The organism is Paenibacillus sp. FSL R7-0297, assembly GCF_038009025.1.
Taxonomy (GTDB): Bacteria; Bacillota; Bacilli; order Paenibacillales; family Paenibacillaceae; genus Paenibacillus_AQ.
The window spans coordinates 7142800-7165494 of record NZ_JBBPAQ010000001.1 but is presented as its reverse complement, the minus strand read 5'-3'; the positions used below and the strand labels follow the sequence as shown (position 1 = coordinate 7165494).

The window sequence follows — 22695 nt, the reverse complement described above, 5'->3', positions numbered from 1 at the left end:
AACCGTACAATTATAAGTACGTAAACTTGAGAAGGTTGATGTGAAATGGCTGAGGAACGTTGTTTACAGCGTTTCTCAGCTATTTTACTTCCAGTATCTCGGGTCATCTTTGAACACTTGGAATTAGGATGGAAATTTACCGGGGTGCCGGCAGGAGGACTATAAGAATTAGGAGCTGAAGCAGATGAAGATTGGAGTAGTATCGGATACACATCTCTCAAGCAGGGCCAAGGGACTGCCCTCCGTGCTTATGGAAGAATTCAGCAAGGTGGATATGATTCTGCATCTGGGCGATTGGGTATCGCTGGAGATCTACGATCTGCTGGCCGGGCTTGCTCCGGTAGAGGGAATTGCCGGCAATAACGATGGATATGAGATCATTCAGCGCTTCGGCGAGAGCAAGATCGTTACGCTGGAGGGCATGCGTATAGGAATGATTCACGGACATGCGCCGTATTCCCGCAAGGGGACGGATGGAAATGCGCTGCTGGCCTTTGAAGGCCAGGAGGTGGACTGTATTCTCTTCGGCCATTCCCATCAGCCGCTGATGCGCCGGGAGAACGGTATTCTGCTGTTCAACCCCGGATCACCTACGGACAAGCGCCGGGAGAAGCAGTATTCCTTCGGCCTGATGGACATTGAAGACGGTAAAATCACGGCCCGTCATGTCTTTTATGACTTCAAGGAATAAAGGAAACAGGGGAGAAGGAGGGAAGAGCTGTGTTGAAATTTCGTTTTGAACGGGCAGGGCTTGAGGATGTGGAGGAGCTTGCTCCACTATTCGATGAATATCGCAGCTATTACGGCCAAACCTCTGACCTGGAAGCAGCACGGGAATTTCTGAAGGAGAGGCTGTCCAATGAGGAATCTGTAATTTTTATAGCAGCAGCCGGTGAGGGTGCGGACAAGCGGACGTATGGAATGGCGCAGCTGTACCCTTCCTTCTCCTCCATTACAGTTCAGCCCGTATGGATTCTGAACGATCTGTTTGTGACGTCGGAGCAGCGCGGGCATGGACTTGGCTCACTGCTGCTTGAAGGCGTGCGCGGATTTGCGCAGGGTACTGGTGCGAAGGGACTGACGCTTTCAACGATGACGCATAATACCGGCGCACAGCGTCTGTATGAAGCCCAAGGCTACATCCGGGATGATAGCTTTTTCACTTATCATTTATATTTCTAAAGATATAGTTAGGGGAGTTTACGTGGAGACAAGCAATAAGCTGGCCGTGTTTTTTGATCTGGATGATACGTTGTACGACCATTTGGTGCCTTTCCGGGAAGCGGTGCGCGAGGTGCTGGCGCCAGATGAAGACAAGCTGGATTATGCGGAGCTGTTCTACACCGTACGGCATCACAGTGACCTGCTGTGGCCGAAATATCTGCGCGGGGAGCTTGAACTGGAGGAGACCCGGGTGATGCGGCTGGAGCTGGCTTTTGCCGAATATGGCCTGCCCTTGAACCGGGAGCAGGCAGCCAGAGTTCAGGCCTCCTATATTGCCCGCCAGTACACGATCGAGATGATCGAAGGCGTGGCAGAGCAGCTTAATCGCTTCATTGCCCTGGGTCATCCGGTAGGCATTATCACCAACGGACCGCTGAGGCATCAGATGGGCAAGCTGCGCGGGCTGGGTATAGATAAGATCATTCCGCCGGAGATGATCTTCATCTCGGATGCTGTGGGTCTGGCTAAGCCCGACCCGGCCATCTTCGCCCATGTCAATAAGATGACGGGAACTGCACCTGAGAACAGCCTCTATGTAGGCGATACATGGGCTAACGATGTGGTTGGTGCGCTTGCGGCAGGCTGGAAGGTATGCTGGTACAACCCGCGCGGCCGGCAGCCGGGTGGGGATCACACGCCAAGCTATATTTTCACCAATTATAAGGAGTTCAGCGAGCTGCCGCTGGTATGACAAAAAGGTGCCCTCCCCCAAAGGAAGGCACCTTTTCTGCTTACATATGATGCTGTACATCCATCACTGCGCGGTATTAATCAGCGAAGCTGTAAGTAGGATCGGTCAGATTCAGCCGTTCTCTCAGCGAAGAGGTGGCATGAATCTTATTGTCGTCTGTGATGAAGAAGGCATCGATCTTCTCCGGGAGTGCTTCAAGATATTTCATACCGTCTTCGAGGCCCATCAGGAATACACCGGTAGACAAGGCATCCGCATCTGTTGCGCTTGGACTCATAATGGTAATGCTCTTCAGGCCGTTCTGGGAAGGGAAGCCCGTACGCGGGTCAAGAATATGATGGTAACGCACACCGTCCTGCATGAAGAAGCGTTCGTATACCCCGGATGCGTCAATAACCTCGTCCGAGATTTTGATGGTACCCAGCTGGGTACCTCGGCTCTGATCGGGGTCCTGCAGGCCGATATTCCAAGGCGAGCCGTTCGGCTTGTTGCCAAGCGCAATAATACTGCTGCCGCCGAGATTGATCATCGCACTGTCCAAGCCTTGCGCCTTGAGGTAGTCGGCGATCCGGTCAGCGGCATACCCTTTGCCGATCCCGCCCATATCCAGTACCATGCCTTCTTTGGCCAGCTTGACCGTCTTCGCGGCATCATCCACAATAACATCCTTGTAATTGGTCAGGCTGCGGGCTTTATCAATCGCTGCCTGATCGGGAACATGCTCTCCGCCTTCACCGATTGCCCAGAGGTCAACGAGCGGTCCAACAGTCGGATCATATAGCCCGTCCATTTCTTCGGCATATTTGAGGGAAAGCTTCACGATATCCAGCGTTTCGTCGGATACGGCTACGGCTTCTTTACCGGCTGCCTGATTCACAGCGTATAATTCCCCATTCTCCTTGGTGCGGCTGAACTCGATGTCCATCCGTTCCAGCATCGCCTGAATATCATCCATATTCTTCTGCTCTACAGTATTACCGAAGACCTTGATATTCACGACCGTATCATAAATATAAAACGTCTGTTCCAGGGACTTCGTATCGCCATCCTTCGTGACCGTTGCACCGCCGGGGGGTTCAGTAGTCGTGCTGTCTTTTCCATTGTTGCCCACCAATAGCCAGATGCCCACAGCTGCGACGATAACAATGACGAGAGCAGCCAGAATAACGCCAGATTTCTTGTTCTTAAACATATTCCACCATCCATAAAGTTAGTTTCTTGATCACATCTTTATTATCATACCCCAGAAAGAATGGCAAGGGATACTAATTTCATGACATTTTGTGCAGAAGAGCAGCTTGCAGAACGGAAGCGGATTGAAACTTTTATCAAAAAGTTGTCTTCTTGCCGGTGACATGATAAATTGATTGTGACTTGGTGACCAAAAATAAAATTTAGTCAATTTATGGTCGTACAGGAAGAAGGGGGTTTTACCTATGTCCATTGACCGCAAGGCGTTGATCCTGCAGGCAGCGACCCTGTCCTTTGTACAATTTGGCTATAAAGCTACGACTATGGATCAGGTATCCAGAATCGCCAATGTGGGCAAAGGCACGATCTATACTTTTTTCAAAACCAAAGAAGAGCTGTTTGAGGAAATTCTGGACAAGGCTTCGCAGGAATTAATGTCTGTGATGAACCGTGTAGCGGCGGAACAAACGACCTTTGTGCATAACTTGCTTAATCTGCTGGACTCCATTCTGGAATTCCGGTCCGATCATGAGCTATTTGTGAAGCTAGCCCAGGAGGTGCGGGACATCGGGACAGCCCAGGCGCTGGAAGGGGTTAAGCGGATGGAGGCATACGCGCTTGATTTCTTGAAACAGCAGATTGAGGAAGCCATCGGCAGCGGTGAAGTGAAGCCCTGCGATTCCAGTGTTGCGGCATTTATGATTCTGCGAATGTACCTGGCGCTCACCACGGAATGGAACAAATCCCATGAGCCGCTGGACAAAAACAAGATTAAAGAGCATATGATCCTGTTCATTTCGACGGGGATTCTGCTATAGTGTGGGTGGGCTTTTCCCGGATGAGGGGAGTCCGCCCCACGTCTATAATGAGAGCGTCTTCATATATACCGGAAAGCGAGGCTGATCCAAGTGAAGGGCAATAACAATGATTCTACCGGCGGCAGAATGGAAGGTCCGGCGGCACCCAAAGATCCGGAGGACAGAAGAGGCGGCTTCTTCGTAATGTTCGAAACAGCGATAGAGGCGACAGCCAGAGCGGAGGGCAGTCCATCCCAGGAAGTGTATCTGGAAGGCAATTATCTGACGGATAAGGCAAGATACATAGGCGGGATTACGGATGAGGGGATGCTGGCGCTTCTGACCACCTGGGCCGGGTTCCGTGAGCTGGTGCATAGCATCGGGGTGTCCGTGAAGACCGGGACAGGCAGTGAAGGGGGAAAGGTCTCCTTTCTTATGCAGAACTGGGGCGGAAGCAGCAAGTATGAGACAGGAACGCAGCTGCGTGTCCCCTGTCCGGGGGACGGGACGGAGGTATTGCTGAAGCTGGAGGAGGCCATGTGGTCCGGGGACGATATAAGTCCCGGTAAATTCGCTTTTGAATTTAGCCGTGAAGGAGAGCTGGCAACGGCGAGTATTATTTTCTATTTGAATGACGGCTATACTGCGCCTGAAGTTGCAATGGAAGCTCCGGTTGCCTTCGGTTCGCTCGAATACCGCGCAATGATTGCTAAATCTCTGCTGCATTCGGGCAATAATTACCGGCTCAGAACAGCTATAGACAAAGCAATTGAGGGTGAGGATGTCACTATTGCTTATATTGGAGGGTCCATCACCCAAGGTGCAGGGGCTAAGCCGATCCACACCGGTTGTTATGCCTACCAGTCTTATTTGCAGTTCAAGGAGCTGTTCGGTAAGGACGGTGGAGAGAATATCCATTATGTGAAAGCCGGAGTGGGCGGGACGCCTTCTGAGCTTGGAGTGATCCGTTATGAAAGAGATATTCTGCGGGAGGGTGCGGTAACGCCGGATATTGTGGTGGTGGAATTTGCAGTGAATGACGAGGGCGATGAAACGAAGGGCAATTGCTTCGAGAGCCTTTGTCTAAAAATTCTGTCTGATCCGGCCCGGCCTGCCGTGATTCTGCTGTTCAGTGTGTTTGTGAATGACTGGAACCTTCAGGAACGGCTCGCTCCTGTGGGCAGGCACTATAACCTCCCGATGGTCAGCATCAAAGATGCGGTAACCGGACAGTTCCGTTTGAGCAAGACTGAGGGGAATGTCATATCGAAACGGCAATTTTTCTACGATATTTATCATCCTGCGAATGACGGGCACCGGGTTATGGCTGACTGTCTGGGTTATTTATTCTCCGAGACCTGCCGGTCGCTCCGGGACGAAGAGGATATTACAACCGCTAAACGGCCGGTTCTCGGAAATGATTACGCGAATATACGGCTGCTAGACCGCAAGAGCCTGAGCGATCTCAGCGATGTCCGGGTGGAAGCTGGCGGCTTCAGGGCAACCGACACGGATTTGCAGCGGGTAGAGCTGGATGCCGATCCCTTCGGCACCCCGGAATTTCCGCATAACTGGCAGCATACGGCAGCATCCGGTGAGGAAGGCTTCAGGCTGACCATCACCAGCAGCAATCTGATCCTCGTATACAAGGATTCGGGCAGCCCTGATTTTGGCAGAGCAGATATCTTCGTCGATGGCAGCCTTGTACTGACTGCTGATCCGCATGTGAACAGCTGGACGCACTGTAATCCGGTCATTCTGTACCAGAATGAGCAGAGTCAGGAGCATGTCATTGAGATCCGCATGGCGCCGGAAGATAAGGACAAATGCTTTACGGTACTGGGCTTCGGTTATACTGCTTGATGGTTTAAGAACCAGCATACAACAGGACTGAAGAAGCGAGTTCATTCAGACAATGCAGCGACTTATGTATTCAGTCCATGTGGAAATTGAGTGATAGTTGTATTATGTACAATTAAAACCTGCGAAAAGGGTTGCTGCCTTCTTATAACTGCAGTTTGTACAACTAAATCCGCCCGAATCGGACAGAACCCTCTACAACCGGCATTTTAATTGTACGAAATACAACTAAACGGAGAATGGGGTGTAAATTAGACGATTTAGTTGTATAAAGTACAATTAAGCATGCCGGATATCCCATATTCCGTTCACTGCAAAGGTACGTAGGGGATTTTGGAACTGTAAGAGCGATAGCGGACGCCTTTGTCACCGGATTCCCACCGCGAACAGCGGTACAATTCATTCACCGCAGCTACTTCCTCGCTTAAATGGGGGAATCTTTAGTTCAATCTATACAGGTTAAATCTGGCGCTGCTAGTCCAGCATAAATTCCCTGTATTTATCCTTACGGGGGTTCAGTACGAAGAGAATTCCGCTGGCATAGCCCGAGACGGCATTGAAATTCCGCTTGAGGGTAGCTTTGCCGGTTAAATAGGTCAGTGTCCACAGCAAAGCGGCATAATTCTTCACCGGTGCCTTGCGCAGATTAAGCAAATAATAATGATTTACTGCAGTAGCCCGGGCCACCCGGCCAGCCTTGTCGCGGGAGCTGGGAGATTCATGATGCATGATCTTCATCTCCGGGTTGATGACAAGCTTGCCGTATCTGCTGGCCAGATGGCACATATAGATATCGTCAGCCACCGCATAGCTGGTCATCCAGGGGTAAGGCTTCATATCCTGCAGCGCCGACGTCCGGAAGGACATATTGCAGCCATGGAAGAAATCCGTCTCAAAAATATTCTCGGTCTCCCCCCACAGCAGCAGGGAGCCTGCCAGTGTGCTTGCCGACAGCCGGCCGGGTGAAGCCGACATCTGGCAGGTCAGCCTGCCGAGCAGTTTGCCGGACTTGCTGCTGGAAAGGCCCTTGGCGATGCCGCCAACTCCGGCAATGGACGGGTCCGAAGCGTAAGTGTCCAGCATCCGGCGGATGTAGAGCGGATCATCCAGCTCGGCATCGTCATCGAAGCTGAGCAGAATTTCACCGTCGATAAGACCCAGGGCTTCATAGCGGGAGAGCCAGACGCCGGGTTTGGTTTTGCGGTAATAGCGCAGCTCGGCTTGAGGCATACGGCCCAGTACCTTGCGGAAATACTCCAGCACTTTCTCCTCAATCTCGCCGTCATCCACAATCAGCAGTTCAATTGAAACATCCTCCAGCTCTGTCTGCCTGCCGATGGATTCAATGCACAGGGTCAGATCGCTGATCCGGTTGCGTGTAGGAATTACTATAGACAGATCATGCATACCGCTGACTCCTCCCGGGACGTCCTAGACCGTCCGCTTTAATTTTAGATTACAATGCACCGAAAGTACGTGTTGATCTAATTTTACTCCCCCTTTTGTAGGCCGTATATACCACTTTGGTTTACTTTTATTTAGTACAGTTGCGCTTATAATAGAATTAATTTCAGAATGTATATGCTTTCAAAACCTAAGCGGATGCTTCCGAAATGAGCTCTGTTCGAGTTATACAGGGTGTGAAAAAATTTTAGGAGGGGACGTTATGCATGTCGGGATCTTTATGCATACCAATTACTTTGAAGATTTCTTCGTAAAGGGTCTGGGTCTCAGTGAAGAGGAATATGTACATTCGTATCATAACGATTTTTCTTTCGACTATGCGCGTCTTCTGCAAACCAAGGGGATCCGCACGACCATTTATAATTTCACCAGGATTGGGAGTGAGGTCCGCACCTATCAGCACGGAATCGTGGATTGTACGATTAAGTTTATCCCGGTGGGCATGCTGTATAAATGGTATTCCGTCATTCCCTTGTCCCACCGGACACCGATCGGCAAATTCGTATCACAATATATATCCACGATTCAGAGAGACCTGTGTGATATTCTGCGGGGAGACGGAATCAGCCTGATTTATGCCCAGGAATATGCTTCCGGACGGTTTGAGCGGCTGGCTGCCGCTGCGAAGAAGCTGAGCATCCCGATCATTGCCGCTTACCACGGGGGCAGCATCCATAAGTGGATTCTGCCGATCAAGAAGCATACGCTTCATAAGGCAGCATTCATGACTACGCTTAACGAAGATGAGCAGAACAGCATGGTGCGCCACTTTCCGCATCTGGAGGGGCGGATCCGGCTGCTGCCGAATTTCGTGAATTCGGCGATCTTTTACCAGCGGGATAAGGATGAAGCAATAGCTGCGTTGGGGCTGGACCCCGGCTGCAGATATATTATTACCGTTGGACGGCTGTTTGAGCATCAGAAAGGCCATTCGCTGCTGGTGCAGGCCATGGAGCAGCTGAAGCAGTACCCTGACCTTAGAATATTGGTTGCCGGCGGCGGTCCGGATGAACAGAATCTGAAGAATATGATCCGGGCCAAGGGGCTGGAGGACCGCTTCATCATGCTCGGTACAATCCGCAACAAGGATATGCTGGCCAGCTATTACAGCGTCTCTGAGCTGTTTGTGCTGCCTTCGCGGTATGAAGGATTGCCGCTGGTTATCCTGGAAGCGGGGGCCTGCGGTCTTCCAACCGTTGCTTTTAATGTGATGGGGGTCAGAGGTCTGGTACGCCACGGGGAGAGCGGACTGCTCGCTGAAGGGCTTGATCCGGCTAAACTTGCTGCATCCCTGGATCAGCTGCTCGGCAATCCTGAACTGTGCCGGGAGATGGGGGCAGCAGCGCTGCAGATTGTCCGCTCTGATTATTCGGAAGAGATTATCGGAGCCAGACTCTACAATCTGCTTCAGGAGAGCTTAGGGCTTGATCCGTCCGCACCGCTCTTTGGTGACGGGTATGCTCCAGAGTTAACGTCTCCCTTGTAAACCGCTGTCTTATTGTTGTGCCGTTGTGACTGAGGCCGCGGCTGCTGGAATACGGCCGATGGTCACTCCTCTAATTGGCGAACCCGTTGCAGATCTGATGCTCTGCGACTACATAGAAGCCGATAGCTGCTGTATGCCTGCATAGAAGCCGATGGCGGCTATACAGGCATACAGCAGCTTGTTGCGGAACGGGGCAATTTTGGGATAGCTGCCGCATATATCAACAGACCCGCCGTAAGCAAGCATCCAATCTGCGGATGGCAGAAAGTTTGTTTGTAATTTTCGGTTTTTAACTATATAATAGTAAGTGACATGTAAGACTCGTCAATTGTAGTACAGCGTTACATCCAATACATTTCAGGAGGAATTCCCATGAGAATAGATATATGGTCCGATTATGCCTGCCCGTTCTGTTATATCGGCAAAAGACGGCTGGAGCACGCCCTGAGCCAGTTCCCGGACCGTGACAAAGTGGAGGTCGTATTCCGCAGCTTCCAGCTCGATCCGAATGCGCGCACCGACGAAACGAGAGATATTCACGACATTCTGGCTGCCAAATATGGCATGACCCGTGACAAGGCTAAAGCTACGAACGCACAGCTTGCCGAACAAGCGCAGGGTGTGGGTCTTGAGTTCAACTTTGATACGGTCCAGTCGACCAATACGTTTGACGGTCACCGCTTAAGCCATTTCGCGGCTACAAAGGGTAAAGCCCAGCAAATGACCGAACGGCTGCTGCGCGCGTATTTCACTGACTCGCTGAACCTCGGTGACCGCAAGGTACTGGCTGAGCTGGCCGCTGAAGTCGGCTTGGATCAGGCTGAAACGGCTGCGGTGCTGGAGAGTGACGCTTATGCTGATCAGGTGAATGCAGATATTGATGCAGCCCGGCTGCTGAATATCACCGGCGTGCCGTTCTTCGTCTTTAACAACAAATACGCGGTGTCCGGCGCGCAGCCGGGTCCGGTATTCACCGAAGTCCTGGATACCGTCTGGGCCGAAGAGCAGAATACCCCTGTGCTCCAGGTAGTCGGCAAGCCACAGGCGAAGGCAGAGGATGCTGACGGCTGTGATGATGGCTCCTGCAGCATCTGATTCCGTTTAGGCAGACTACACACAAATACCCCGCTGTATGGATTTTCTCCATGCAGCGGGGTATTTCTTTTACCTATTTCGGGCCATATAACAGTACTATCTGAACGAAGTCACAAGGCTCGATAACAGCGTGCGCACATCATGCTGGTATTCCTTAATCGGCTCAACCGGACGGCCCATGCCGAACAGTGTGTAGACAGCGATTCGGGCCGCCCTGACGGAATATTCTTCCGTGAAGACCACATCATCCGGGATTTCACAGTATTGGCCGACAAAGGCCAGGTTAGTGGAGCCTTCAGGTACAACCTGCGGCCGGTCGCTGTTCAGCCGTGGCATAAACTGGGAAGTGATATAAGGCATCATGCATGGAATGCAGTTCGCTGTGGCCAAGATCTCTTCCTTATGCGCTTCGAAATGGAGATGGCCAATCAGCTCCTGCATGATCTCTTCGCCGGTACAGTCACACATTTTCTTGTGGACATAATCACCGACCTTATCCGGATACAGTCCGTAACCCCAGAATACTTTGACATGCTCCGGCTGGTTGCGGAAATGCGGCTGGAAGGCCAATACAACGGACATCAGCCAGCTGGAATCCTTGAAGGTCACTAGTGCCCCAGTGCCGGCACGGTTGCGGGTGAAGTCTTCCATGAGGTCGAAGAACTTCGAGTCCTGGAAGGTAACCGTGAAGGATTCCCATTTGGACTCGTCCACATGATCGTCGAAGGACGAAGGATTGCCGAGACCCTGCTTCTTGGCGGCGATATTCTCCCACAGCTTCCAGGAGCTGCCCTTGCCGTTCAGGCGGGGTGCGGAGGTCATCGATCCGAGGCTGGAGCCTTCGGTCATCGAGCCGTTGGTGATAATGACACGGTCGCCTTCGTTTACCTCGATCACGTCTTCCACGCCTTGGCGGGAGACCTTCATTTTCGTAACGGTAATGCCGTCGCCTTCTTTGAATTCCAGATCGGTTACCGTACATTTTAACGTGAAATCTACGCCAAACGGTTCCAAGTACTGGTGCAGCGGCAGAATAATCGAATCATATTGATTGTAAGGGGTGCGGGTTACGCCTTCGAGCGTCTGAATTCTCGGGAATTCATGAATGAAGCGGATCATATACCGTTTCAGCTCAACCGCACTATGCCAAGGCTGGAAGGCGAAGGTAGTCGCCCACATATACCAGAAGTTGGTGGTGAAGAAATGCGGCCCGAACCAGTCATTAATCCGCGCTTTGCCCATTTTGGCCTCCGGAGTAATGATCAGCTTGCCGAGGGCCAGGCGGTCAGCCATATCGAAGCCCATTGAATTGACGTCCTGAATCTCACCCTTGCTGTCGACCAGGCGCGCCTTGGAGCGGGTGGGATTGGCATCATCGAACTGGGTGATTTCTTCCCGCAGCGTCAGCCCCGGCTGGTCAATCGATGGAATCGTATTTAGAAGTTCCCATAGGTTCTCATAGGTTTCGTCGTTCAGCATCCGGCCGCCCCGGATCACATAGCCGTGCTCCTCATTGCCTGAGCCGTCATTGCTGCCGCCGAGGATCTTCATCTCTTCAATAATGTGAATGTTCTGTCCGGGAAAACCACAGTCTCTGACGAGGTATGCCGCACCCGCAAGTGATGCAATTCCGCCGCCGACAAAATACACCTGTTCGTTACCGTACTCTTTTTTCACTGATTGTCGCCTCCATAGGTTTGCTTGATTGCTGTACCTGAACCGAGTGTAATATAGCGCCGCTGTGGAAGGTATCATCAAAAGTCCGCGAGTGTATGAAATTTGGTCATATCGTGCAAAGTGTATAGTTTTTGGACAGAAAAAAACCCCACAATGTGGGGCTTTGGCTTCGCTGCTTACCCGGGTAAGCAGCCCGGAGGGTTACGACGTCGCCTGTTCATATTTATGCAGCGCCTTCAGGAAATTTCCCTCGATCAGCACACTGAGCTTCTCAATCACATGCTTCGGCTGATCCTTCATGCCGTCGCGCATCCACTGAATCACAAGCCCGGTGAAGGCCAGCGTATAGAAGTTAGCGATAAATTGCTTATCCTCCAGCCTGATATCCATTCCCGTGGCCAGCTCGTCAATGACTCCCATGATCAGATCATTAGTTACTTCATACAAGTAGGCGTCGAGATGTGTCCGTCCAAGCGAGTCCAGCGTGTTGCAGCAGAAGGCTTTATTGCTCTCGATATAGCAGAAAATCCGGTGAAAGCCGTCCGTCCACGTGCTGTAGCTGCGGTACTGGGCAATGCTCTCGACCGCCTCAGTCTTATAGATCCAGCCCAGGAGGTCAAAGATATCCTGAAAATGATAATAAAAGGTCTGCCGGTTCACTCCGCAGTCGTCAACCAGATGCCTGACGGAGATTTTGTTCAGCGGAATATGTGCCATCAGCTCTTTCAGGGAGTGGGCGAGCGCATTTTTGGTCAGCAAGGAATTGGACATCAGGGTCATCAGCTCCTCTTGTAAACCTGTATAAGGGTAGAGTCCGGCCAGCAGAAGGCATCAGCGTCTGCGCAAATATTGAACAAGCAGCCGGCTGCCTTCCACAAGCAAACCCAGGACGAAACCACCCGCCGTGAACAGGAGAAAAGACAAAAAGCCCGCAAGATCCTCCCAGCCTGACATATCGCGGGAAGTGTACATGAACATCAGGCTGATCCCGAGCACAACACCTGCGGTCGAGAATATCCACACCAGCCGGGCACCATACCAGCCGAAGCTGTTAATAATGCCGGAGAGCACGATGGCAAGAGCAGCCCAGCGCAGTAAGATCAGAAGATCGAAACCCTCGCCGAGCAGCACGAACCGGTGCAGAATCAGCAGCAGCCACACAATCAGCGCATAACTGACATACCACCAGAGCCAGCGGCCTATCCGGGCAGGAGGCAGAAAGTTCATAAGCAGTTCACCCGCCTTAAGAATTATACCTCCTCCAGTTCCCCGGCGCTTTGCAGCAGGAACTTCAGAAGGTTCGGAATATCTTCCATTTGTTCTTCAGTAATTTGTCGCTTGAACTGCAGTTCTATGCAGTTATTGTAGGTATCGCCTTCTTGACCGTACCGGAAGCTGAGGGATTGGACAGGCTGGAAATCCGGCCCCCAGATCGTAGACAGAATCTTCTCCGCCGCAGGACACTGCACGTTCACATCGTCAATCTCCATATAAAATCGTAATAGAAGAGTGCAGCCGGGATCGCTCCCCGTTGTTTCCAGAATTTCGTCACCCAGATCCTTCACCGAAGACTGCAGTATAATTTCGGAGGTTACATTATTGCCTTCAGTCAATTTGAACGCAAGACTGAATTCCCGTGACATCAGCGCGAGGTTCAGCATATCCGACCGATCCGTCACGACGAGGATTCCATCCAGATTATCGTAATCGTAGATCTGGTTCTCAAAAGCAATTTTAATATTGTCAAAGACAGTAGGATGGAACAAGAGCGGCACCTTCTCACGTTTCTCTGTATTGTACCATGACGCAGAAAAAAGTGACAAAGAATGCGGATGAATCGAAGAATCCCTGCAATGACAAATGAGAGGCATAAATGCCTCTCATTTGCCCTTCAAAGAAATTAGCCGGCTTGTTTAGTTCGTCGGCGCAGGTGCAGTATACTTCAGGAATGTCTTTGGAATCGGACTCTCGAAGGTCAAGATTTCTCCCGTAGTCGGATGAGCGAACGAGAGAACGCGGGCATGCAGTCCGAGACGGCCTACGGCTTTGGTCTCTGCGCCGTATTTCTTGTCACCGGCAATCGGATGCCCGATATCCGCCATGTGCACACGGATCTGATTCTTACGGCCGGTCTCCAGATGCACTTCCAGCAGGGAGAAATGGCGGTTGGCCTGGAGCAGCTTATAACGGGTTACGGCATGCAGCCCGTCCCCTTCATGCGGACTGGAGTACATCTTCAGCGTTGAAGTTTCCTTCAGCCATGAACTGATAGTGCCTTCCGGTTTCTTGACTGCGCCTTCCACCAGCGCCACGTAGGAACGTTCCTTGACGGTCTCCTTCCAGCTGTTCTGCAGGGACTGCTGAATCGCCTCGCTTTTGGCAAACATCATGACTCCTGAGGTATCACGGTCCAGCCGGTGTACCACAAAGACGCGGTTCTTCGGATTCGTCAGGCGCACATGCTCCATCAATTGGCGGTAAGCTGTCAGTTCATTGTCTTCTCCGGTAGCAATCGACAGCAGTCCGGCATCCTTCTGAATGACGATGATATCATCATCCTCATGAACGATGGTCAGGCCGAGCATTTCTTTGGCTTCTGCATGCCTCTCCTGATCAATTGTCACGGTCTGGCCGGGGTGGAGCTGATGATTATGCTGGGTCACCGGCTTGCCGTTCACCGATATCTGTCCCCGGGACAGCATCGACTTGACTGCATTCCGTCCCTTGTTCGTAATCGTCTTAAGCAGATAAGGCAGCAGCTCTGCGGGCTCGGACACCGTATAGGACTTTATCTGAGCTGGTGTTTTAGATATTGTTTTGGCAGGTGCTCCCGGCCTTGCTCCCGGTTTATGATTAGAGGTCTTGTTCCCCTGATTTCTGGTTCCTGATTTAGGCTGGGCCTTGGAGGCTGCTGCGGGCTTCACGGACCGCTTGGAACCCTCTTTCGGATTTCTTCTTGTATTCATGCCTGCATTCTCCGTCCTGTAAGATTGTACTCCTCAATATACCATGCACTGTGAAGAAATACTACGGAGAGCGCGGGGATAACTAGACATAAATCATCAGCCCGATAAGAATAAATACGCTGAGAATACAGTAGATCCATCCCATAACAGCAGCGTATTTTTTCTCCCGGAACCAGCCTCTGTCTTTATATATCCTGGAATCTACAGTCAGCATCAGCAGCGCGGAGACAAACAGAATGATCGAGGAACAGGTGAGTAACCGGATTATGCAGATCAACCCTCTCTAAAGTGAAAATATTGTACATTCGCGATTTTTACTGATCTTTAAGTCCGACTCTCCGGAGGCGCAGAGACAATTTGATATCGACCTCCACAGTGCTGTACATCATTTCCCAATCGTCTTTTCCATGGATATGCTGCTTCCAGAATGAAGGATGTTTGCTTCGGATCATTTCACCCATACCAAAGATATCGGAATGATCCTTTTGCGTTTTTTGAATCAATCCGGTCAGCAGCTTGCTGATCCCTTCTTCGAAATCCCGTTCAATCTCATGCAGATTGGCCGATGAATTGACCGGTTTGTCACTATTGTAGTGCTCATCCAAATCCCCTTCCAGAAAAATCTCATAGAAGACATGGGGCTTGCCCTCCGTGATTCGGCTCCTGACCCGGGTAAAGCGTTCATTTGTCTTGGTCATTACGACTCCCAGATTCTTCGTTTTGAAGAGGGCAGAGTACCCCCCGGGGTCTATTCCCTGGATGGCCATGAATACGCCGATCTCAATCGGTACGGTCCTGCTGACCATTTTTCCGCCGCTGAAATAAGCCAGGCCTTTGATCATAATATTATCTTTATCACGGAGTGCGATATAGGGAAGGTAAGCACTTTGTCCCCATGCGGAATGTGCTGACCAGAACGTGCCGATACAATCCCGGGGGAACTTGCCGGAGGCGACGGATTTCTCCATCATGGCCAAAATGTAGAGCGTAGGCACACGTTGAAGCGGGGGCTCCAGATCCATAAATGCTGAAGCCGGCCCTTCGGACACAAGCAGCCAGGTTCTGCGCCGGATCTCCGGATTACGCCTTAGATAATCGTTCAGCTCTTTGAAATTGCCCCGGGCGATACCCTCGCTGATGATTATGATCCGCAAATGAACCAGGTAACGCGGGTCAGCAATTTGCTGCTGCAGATTATTCATAGCGTCGTCCAGTGAAATGCCGTATACATGTACCACCCATAGCGGATTTGAGCTTCCTTCACTAGATCCGCCTCCGGTGCTCGGCCCAAGAGGAACCCTTCCGGGAACTGCAATCTGTGCCGTAACACTGATGTATTCTGCAGGTAAAGAATCATTATCTATATGAGTGACCTTATCTTCTTTTTCTGCCACTTCCGCTTTGACCTTGTCGATGGAGAGGCCAAGCACAAGCGCGCGGTCTTCAATCTCTACCTGATCCCAGCATCCCGCCAGAAGCGGAGCGATAAAAACCAGCAGCAGGGTCAGTGCAGAATTGCGAAGAAGCCATTTACTCATGCGGGAACCTTCTTTCTTGGAAGCCGGATCAAGTGCGCAAGCCATAGTAGCAGCGGATAGCCAATCAGCAGAACCATTACGGCATTCCCGAGCTGCAGAGACCAATAATAAGTGTCAAATACATTCGTAGGAAACATGGATATGGCAAACACCACCGGGAGCAGGACACTGGAAGCCATACGCTGGTCGCGGAGAGCGAACAGATTCTGTATAAGGTAAGCAGATACGTAATACGTAGTGTAGACCGTTGTGTAGACGGAAATGACCCAAAGAACTATAAAGATGGCATCCAGCCGTTCAAAGACTCCTTGCTCAAAGGCTGCATTCCGGGCCATCTCCAAAGTGGGATAGATCAGCAGCTTGCTCTCCTCAGCACCGAATATTCCCAGTGAGGTGATAACGATCAGCAGATAAATGGCACCGGACGTGAAGATTGCCAGTGCTCCTGCCCGTACGGCCTGCTTAGGCTTCACCATAAAGGGAATCAGCAGTGTGATTACGAATGAGCTCTGAAACAAATAGCTGGCGATCTGTGCCCCTTTCCAAAACTTGTGATTCAGGGGCATAAGAATAGGCTGAAGATTAAGCAAAGTAATATTGTCCATTGAGATCAGAATCATGATTACGATAGAGCCGACAATCAGCGGTAAATAAAAGGCATGGATATAAGAAAATTTCACAATATTGCGCCTGGAGGAGAGCAGGCATACGAACAGCAGCAGAAAAATGGTGGCCTCAATGGGTGTCTTCCGGTAGAGCACGGTTGTGGCGATATCGCCGAACTGGCGGGCGGTAAGGCCCGTCTGTATAACGAACACCAGCATAATCACAGCAGTGAACAATACAGCGAACGGGCGGCCGATCAAACGGCGGCTGAACACAAACAGAGTTTCTTTGGGGTAAAGCTGGCATAGAGAGGTAAGCACATAGTAGATTAAAAAGGAGATGATCACACCTGTGAGCGCGATAAAAGGCCCACTGTTATCCCCTGCTGCGATCATAAAACGGGGGAAACTCTGTATTCCTACGCCGATAATCGTGCTACAGATGACGGCTGCCGCCCGAGCTGTTGTGATCTGCCTGAAATTACTCATCGGTCTCACCTTCCTGACTGAGGATCTGATCTACATAAGCGGAGGAAACGCTGCCAGCTATCCTGGTGTTATCCTTGGCATGCAGGAAGCTGGGGCGGCGGCGCATCCACCACAGAGGAACTCTGACCAGAGTGTCCTTAAGGTCACGCCACTTCCCCGGGACGTAAGGCGACATGTATGGAACTCCGAAGGATTCCAGAAACAGCAGATGATTCACAATAAGGATCGTGCCGATCATTACACCATACAGGCCGAACATCCCAGCCAGTATTATTAGAGGAAACCTAAGCATCCGCAGTGCGATTGCGGCATTATACGCCGGTGTGGCAAAAGAGCCGATTGTCGTAAGCGCGACAATGACGACCGTGATCGGGCTGGCCAGCCCGGCACCCACGGCGGCCTGGCCGATGACAAGGACGCCTACAATAGATAAAGCTCCGCCGATCATTTGCGGGAGGCGGATGGTGGCTTCACGCAGCACTTCCATGGATACCTCCATGATCAGCACTTCCAGTACAGCCGGGAAAGGGACACCGGCTCTTCCGCCCGAGATGGCCACGGCGAACTCTGTAGGCATTAATTCGGGGTTAAACGAGATTACAGAAACATAGAACGCCGGGAAAAAAAGGGAACAGGCTAAAGCGATCAGACGGATCATACGGATCAGGCTGCCCATAATGAAACGCTCTGTGTAATCATCTACCGTCTGAAAGAACTGGTTGAACAGAGCAGGGACGATCACAGCAAAGGGAGAACCGTCGACAAGCATGGCAACCCGCCCTTCCAGCAGAGCGGCAACCGTCTTGTCGGGCCGCTCTGTGCATTGTACCTGCGGGAACGGAGACAGCGGCTGGTCTTCGATGAACTGCTCAATATATCCGGCATCAAGAATGCCGTCGGTATCAATCATTGAGATTCTGCGCATCGCTTCAGCAACGAGCCCGCTGTCGGCAATGCTCTCGATATAACATAATGCCACCCTCGACTGGGTACGTGTTCCGATCGGGCTGATTTCGATCCGGAAATCCGTGCTCTGAAGCCGGTAGCGCAGCAGGGAGAGGTTATTCTCCAGCTTCTCCACGTAACCTTCACGGGGGCCGCGGATGACCTGCTCGGTCTGCGGCTGCTCCACGCCGCGCATGTCAATCTGGCGCATATCGAGTACGAGGGCTTCGGGCACTCCCTCTATCAGCAGAATTAGCTCACCCTTCACGGCCGCGTCAGGCAGCACAGAAATGTCTGTAGTGGTGGTTCCTTGTGTTACCTGGACGGCTGTGCTCCAGATATAATGGATCATGCCGGCAATAGAATCCGGAATATCCTGATGCCCGGAGGGCCCGGCCATTAAGGGTTTAAGGACATGCTCGCGCACCTGCTCCATATTAACCAGTGAAGAGAAGAAGAGCATTGCGGCCTGGTGAGCTCCGAAGAGCTGGAAGTCGCGGACTACGAGGTCGCCGTTGTCGCCGAGCCGTGCCTGCAGCGCTTGTAAATCGGCCTGCAGATTTCCTGTAAGCGGACTTTTGTCAGGCTCTGGAGGAGAAGCTTGCTGCTGCTTGTGCATATAAGAGGTATATATATCTTTCCAGGCTTGCAAGTGGCCGCCTCCTCAGCAGTACAATTTGAATGTATTTCTATAAAGTGTTGCTTGAACGCGTGATTTTTATGTAAATTTTATGTAACAGGCCCAAAAGGAGTGCTATGATATCTGCTTCAAGCGGTTGCCTAAGTACCCTGTTGCCCGGTAAACTAAAGGTAGAAAGTCTTAAGGAGTCAGAAGAGATATGAAGATGCAAGGATCACTAATGGAACAAGCGCAGGCTGAACTGCAAAAATATTACGGTTATCCTGATTTCCGGGAAGGCCAGAAGAAAATTGTGAACAACTTACTCGAAGGCCGCGACACGCTGGGCATTCTGCCTACCGGGGGCGGTAAATCGATCTGCTATCAGGTTCCTGCACTGCTACTGCCGGGACTTACACTTGTTGTATCCCCGCTGATCTCGCTGATGAAGGATCAGGTGGACGCCCTTACTACCGCCGGAATTCCTGCAGCCTATATCAACAGCACCTTAAGCGGCAAAGAAGTGAATGACCGGATCCGTGCCGCCCGCCGGGGCGAATTGAAGCTGCTCTATGTGGCGCCGGAACGTCTGGAGCTGGACTGGTTCCGCCTGGAGATGGCGGGTCTGTCCATCTCCTGCGTAGCTGTCGATGAGGCGCACTGCGTATCGCAGTGGGGCCATGATTTCCGCACCAGCTATCTGGCGGTGTCGCCGTTTGTAGAGGAGCTGCCACAGCGGCCAATCCTGGCCGCTTTCACCGCTACAGCTACACCTGAGGTTATGGAGGATATGGTCCGGCTGCTTCGTCTGCGCGATCCGGGTGTCTTCATGACTGGACTTGGCCGTGATAATCTGGCCATGCAAGTGCTGCGCGGAGAGAATAAGCGCGAATTCGTGCTGGACTACACGGCGCAGCATTCGCATCAGCCGGGCATCGTCTATGCCGCCACCCGCAAAGAGGTGGATGATCTCTATCAGCGGCTGCAGGCGACGGGAGTCGCCGCGGGCCGCTACCATGCCGGGATGAGCGACCAGGAACGGGCCGAGAGCCAGGAAGGATTCCTGTATGACGATATCCGCGTCATGGTGGCCACGAATGCTTTTGGGATGGGGATCGACAAGTCTAACGTTCGTTATGTCATTCATTACAATATGCCGAAGAATATGGAGGCTTATGTCCAGGAGGCCGGACGTGCCGGCCGCGACGGGGAGCCGAGTGACTGTATTCTGCTCTTCAGTGCGCAGGATATTATGACGCAGAAGTTCCTGATTGAGCAGAATCCGCAGGACACAGAGCGCAAAGCCAATGAATACCGCAAGCTGCAGCAGATGATTGATTACTGCTACACCACCCGCTGTCTGCGCAGTGCACAGCTGGATTATTTCGGCGAGAATCATGACGACGATCCGTGCGGCATCTGCAGCTCCTGTACCGATGAACGGCAGCTGGTAGACATGACGGTGGATGCACAGAAGATCTTCTCCTGTATCCACCGTATGCGCGAACGCTACGGGGTGGCGCTGGTGTCCTCGGTGCTGAAGGGCTCGCGCAACCAGAAGGTGCTGCAGTACGGCTTCGAGAAGCTGCCGACCCACGGGGCGATGTCGGGCCGCAGCGAGAAGGAGATTACCGAGAGCATCAATGTGCTGATCTCAGAGGGGTATCTGGCCTTGTCCGAAGGCCAGTATCCGGTCGTGCGGCTTCAGCCGCTGGCAGCAGAGGTGCTGCGCGGCCAGCGTGAGGTTCACCAGCGCGTGGCCCGCACGCTGGTCACCTCCGGCACGCGGGACCGCAGCCGGACGCGCGACCATTCACCGTCGGCCGTAAACGAGACGGTCTTCGAGCAGCTGCGTCTGATCCGCCGCGAGCTGGCGGGGCGCGAGCATGTGCCGTCCTATATCATCTTCAATGATGCGACACTGCGCGAGATGAGCGTGGTTTGCCCGCAGACTGAAGGCGAGATGCTGAGAGTGAAGGGTGTCGGCGAAGTGAAGTATCGTAAATACGGTAAGGCATTCCTGGAGTTTTTTCAAAATGAAATGTAAAGAAGGTTATAAGGCATGAGAATCATCCTGGCCACATTAAATGCCAAATATATTCATACATCGCTGGCGATCCGGCTTCTGAAGGCGTACAGCGAGCATGAATTCGAAGATATCCTTTTGGCGGAATACACCATCAAAGATCCCGTGATGAATATCGTGTCGGACCTTTTCCAGAAGCAGCCGGATGTGATCGGCTTCTCCTGTTATATCTGGAACATCGAAGAAACAGTCAAGCTGGTCTCAATTCTCAAGCAGGTGATGCCGGAGGTGAAGATCGTACTTGGGGGGCCGGAGGTGTCTTATGAGCCGCTCTACTGGATGAAACGGGAAGCCGGAATCGACTTCGTAGTCAATGGGGACGGGGAAGAGACCTTCCATCATCTGCTGCAGGAGATCCGGGATGAGCATAAATACCATTTTGTATACGGCGCTGCCTACCGCAAGGGGGAGGACCTGATCGTCAACCCGCCGCGGCCCAAAAGCGACCTTAATACCCTGCCGACGCCCCACCGGTTCGCGGAGGATCTGCCGGAGCTCAGCAAGCGCATTGTGTATTTTGAGACAAGCCGGGGGTGCCCTTTCAATTGCCAGTTCTGCCTGTCCAGCATCGAGGTAGGCGTGCGTTATTACGATATTGAACGGGTGAAATCCGATCTGCTCTATCTGATTGAAGGCGGGGCCAAGGTGATCAAATTCCTCGACCGCACCTTCAATATCAACCGCAATTACGCGATGGAGATGTTCCAGTTCCTGATCGACAATCATCAGGGCTGTGTGTTCCAATTCGAGATTACAGCGGATATTATGCGTCCGGAGGTGCTGGATTTCCTTGCGCAGAATGCGCCGCCCGGAGTTTTCCGCTTCGAGATCGGTGTGCAGTCGACCAATGATGAGACCAACGAACTGGTCAAACGCCGCCAGAACTTCACGAAGCTGTCCCGCACGGTAATGAAGATCAAGGCCAGCGGCAATATCGACCAGCATCTCGATTTGATTGCCGGACTGCCGATGGAGGATTACTCGACCTTCCGCAAGACCTTCAATGATGTATTCGCCATGGAGCCGGAGGAGCTGCAGCTAGGTTTCCTCAAAATGCTCCGCGGCACCGGGCTGCGCGCCCAGGCAGCCAAATACGATTATACGTACATGGAGCATGCGCCGTACGAAATTCTCAGCAGCCATGTAATGCCGTTCTCTGACATTATCCGGCTGAAGCGGCTGGAGGATGTGCTGGAGAAGTACTGGAACAGCCAGCGCCTGGCTCATTCGGTCAAGTATCTGATCCGCCATGTCTTCCCGTCACCGTTCGATTTCTTCCAGGAATTCGGCGACTACTGGGAAGCGCGGGGCTGGCAGAAGATCGGGCATCAGCTCGAGGATCTGTTCACCCGGCTGCATAATTTCCTCACGGACCGGGGGACGGCTTCCATGGACATGGACATCATCACCGGGCTGATGAAGCTGGATTATTTCCTCGGCCACAAGTACAAGCCGCGGAAGATCTGGTGGGATGAGGTGATGGGCAAGTCAGAGTGGGCCAAATACCTGAAGCAGATTGCCGGGCAGCCGGAGCTGATTTCGCCCAAGCTGGCCGAGGCAGGCTTAAGCGAGCGTGAATTGCAGAAGTACATCGTGCTGGATGTGCTGCCGTTCGTGCTTGCGCCGGTGCTGGATTCGATCAGCGGGCTGCGTTTTGACGGCTTGGCTGGTGCTGAAGGTGAGGCGGCAGAGAATGCGACGGTTGCCGTGGCTGGCTATGAAGGCAGCGACAAAGCCGAAGGAGGCATGTCCGGCAGCTTGACTACGGCCGGGACGGCAGCTACGGTGGCTCCGGCAGCACTGCTGCAAGCTGCAGTAGCTGTGGCCGGGGACACAGTACCGGCCGTGGCGGATGCGCATCCCGGTTCCAGCGGCGGCAGTACGCTGCTGATTGTGCTCTATCAGCAGGATGAGAGCCAGCGGGCGCAGTATTACGCGCTGCCTATATAGACGGAAGCCTGC

General features: G+C 52.3%; 19 protein-coding genes and 1 pseudogene. 9 read left to right on the top strand and 11 right to left on the bottom strand.

From position 1 onward, the window contains the following. The first annotated feature begins 184 nt into the window (after positions 1-184). From MKZ24_RS30995 to MKZ24_RS30985, 3 genes are read left to right on the top strand one after another with little or no spacing between them, the layout of a single operon-like run. The gene (locus tag MKZ24_RS30995) at positions 185-691 is read left to right on the top strand and encodes a metallophosphoesterase family protein (RefSeq protein WP_340789647.1); all 507 of its coding nucleotides are present in this window, start codon (positions 185-187) and stop codon (positions 689-691) included. A 29-nt stretch (positions 692-720) separates the two neighbouring features. Then, on the top strand, positions 721-1182 hold the full coding sequence (locus tag MKZ24_RS30990) for a GNAT family N-acetyltransferase (RefSeq protein WP_340789645.1): 462 nt from the start codon (positions 721-723) through the stop codon (positions 1180-1182). A gap of 22 nt (positions 1183-1204) precedes the next feature. Further along, positions 1205-1915: an HAD family hydrolase gene (locus MKZ24_RS30985; RefSeq protein ID WP_340789643.1), complete on the top strand. Its 711-nt coding sequence runs from the start codon at positions 1205-1207 to the stop codon at positions 1913-1915. A 76-nt stretch (positions 1916-1991) separates the two neighbouring features. Here the strand turns inward: MKZ24_RS30985 and MKZ24_RS30980 are convergent, their stop codons facing one another. After that, positions 1992-3107 carry an FAD:protein FMN transferase gene (locus MKZ24_RS30980; protein ID WP_340789641.1) on the bottom strand — a complete coding sequence of 372 codons (1116 nt, stop codon included), beginning with the start codon at positions 3105-3107 and terminating at the stop codon, positions 1992-1994. Between the two features lie 244 nt (positions 3108-3351). Here MKZ24_RS30980 and MKZ24_RS30975 point away from each other — a divergent pair, with 244 nt between their 5' ends. Next, positions 3352-3924, top strand: a complete 573-nt coding sequence (locus MKZ24_RS30975; RefSeq protein ID WP_042233340.1) for a TetR/AcrR family transcriptional regulator — start codon at positions 3352-3354, stop codon at positions 3922-3924. Positions 3925-4050: 126 nt separating this feature from the next. Next, positions 4051-5766 carry an SGNH/GDSL hydrolase family protein gene (locus MKZ24_RS30970; protein ID WP_340790254.1) on the top strand — a complete coding sequence of 572 codons (1716 nt, stop codon included), beginning with the start codon at positions 4051-4053 and terminating at the stop codon, positions 5764-5766. Between the two features lie 471 nt (positions 5767-6237). On the opposite strand, the gene MKZ24_RS30965 is transcribed toward MKZ24_RS30970, so the two are convergent. Continuing rightward, positions 6238-7170: a glycosyltransferase family 2 protein gene (locus MKZ24_RS30965; RefSeq protein WP_042134449.1), complete on the bottom strand. Its 933-nt coding sequence runs from the start codon at positions 7168-7170 to the stop codon at positions 6238-6240. A 259-nt stretch (positions 7171-7429) separates the two neighbouring features. On the opposite strand from MKZ24_RS30965, the gene MKZ24_RS30960 reads away from it, so the two are divergent. Beyond that, entirely contained in the window at positions 7430-8713 is a 1284-nt protein-coding gene (locus tag MKZ24_RS30960) for a glycosyltransferase family 4 protein (protein WP_340789638.1), read from the top strand. A gap of 372 nt (positions 8714-9085) precedes the next feature. Beyond that, positions 9086-9808 carry a DsbA family oxidoreductase gene (locus MKZ24_RS30955; RefSeq protein WP_340789637.1) on the top strand — a complete coding sequence of 241 codons (723 nt, stop codon included), beginning with the start codon at positions 9086-9088 and terminating at the stop codon, positions 9806-9808. A gap of 96 nt (positions 9809-9904) precedes the next feature. On the opposite strand, the pseudogene MKZ24_RS30950 reads toward MKZ24_RS30955, so the two are convergent. The 9 genes and pseudogenes from MKZ24_RS30950 to MKZ24_RS30915 all read right to left on the bottom strand — a co-directional run. After that, positions 9905-11494 (bottom strand): annotated as a pseudogene (locus MKZ24_RS30950) (oleate hydratase); the annotation flags it as partial. A gap of 192 nt (positions 11495-11686) precedes the next feature. Further along, a complete protein-coding gene (locus MKZ24_RS30945; protein WP_042241755.1) occupies positions 11687-12256 on the bottom strand; it encodes a TetR-like C-terminal domain-containing protein in 570 nt (189 codons plus the stop codon). 60 nt (positions 12257-12316) lie between these two features. After that, positions 12317-12712 carry a hypothetical protein gene (locus MKZ24_RS30940; protein ID WP_042233348.1) on the bottom strand — a complete coding sequence of 132 codons (396 nt, stop codon included), beginning with the start codon at positions 12710-12712 and terminating at the stop codon, positions 12317-12319. A gap of 23 nt (positions 12713-12735) precedes the next feature. Next, positions 12736-13260 (bottom strand): hypothetical protein, encoded by a 525-nt coding sequence (locus tag MKZ24_RS30935; protein WP_340790253.1) that lies wholly within the window; start codon positions 13258-13260, stop codon positions 12736-12738. Positions 13261-13398: 138 nt separating this feature from the next. After that, positions 13399-14451 (bottom strand): RluA family pseudouridine synthase, encoded by a 1053-nt coding sequence (locus tag MKZ24_RS30930; RefSeq protein ID WP_081956398.1) that lies wholly within the window; start codon positions 14449-14451, stop codon positions 13399-13401. An 82-nt stretch (positions 14452-14533) separates the two neighbouring features. Further along, positions 14534-14728 carry a CLC_0170 family protein gene (locus MKZ24_RS33200; protein ID WP_042233353.1) on the bottom strand — a complete coding sequence of 65 codons (195 nt, stop codon included), beginning with the start codon at positions 14726-14728 and terminating at the stop codon, positions 14534-14536. A 37-nt stretch (positions 14729-14765) separates the two neighbouring features. Next, positions 14766-15989 carry a Ger(x)C family spore germination protein gene (locus MKZ24_RS30925; RefSeq protein WP_340789631.1) on the bottom strand — a complete coding sequence of 408 codons (1224 nt, stop codon included), beginning with the start codon at positions 15987-15989 and terminating at the stop codon, positions 14766-14768. Further along, positions 15986-17083 carry a GerAB/ArcD/ProY family transporter gene (locus MKZ24_RS30920; protein ID WP_042233357.1) on the bottom strand — a complete coding sequence of 366 codons (1098 nt, stop codon included), beginning with the start codon at positions 17081-17083 and terminating at the stop codon, positions 15986-15988. The genes MKZ24_RS30925 and MKZ24_RS30920 overlap by 4 nt, the downstream gene beginning before the upstream one ends. Further along, complete coding sequence (locus MKZ24_RS30915; RefSeq protein ID WP_231637793.1) at positions 17076-18680, bottom strand: spore germination protein; 1605 nt, start codon at positions 18678-18680, stop codon at positions 17076-17078. The genes MKZ24_RS30920 and MKZ24_RS30915 overlap by 8 nt, the downstream gene beginning before the upstream one ends. Before the next feature lie 187 nt (positions 18681-18867). Here MKZ24_RS30915 and recQ point away from each other — a divergent pair, with 187 nt between their 5' ends. Beyond that, positions 18868-20694, top strand: a complete 1827-nt coding sequence (recQ, locus tag MKZ24_RS30910) for a DNA helicase RecQ (RefSeq protein ID WP_042233360.1) — start codon at positions 18868-18870, stop codon at positions 20692-20694. A gap of 15 nt (positions 20695-20709) precedes the next feature. After that, the gene (locus tag MKZ24_RS30905; RefSeq protein WP_340789627.1) at positions 20710-22683 is read left to right on the top strand and encodes a B12-binding domain-containing radical SAM protein; all 1974 of its coding nucleotides are present in this window, start codon (positions 20710-20712) and stop codon (positions 22681-22683) included. Positions 22684-22695: the final 12 nt, after the last annotated feature.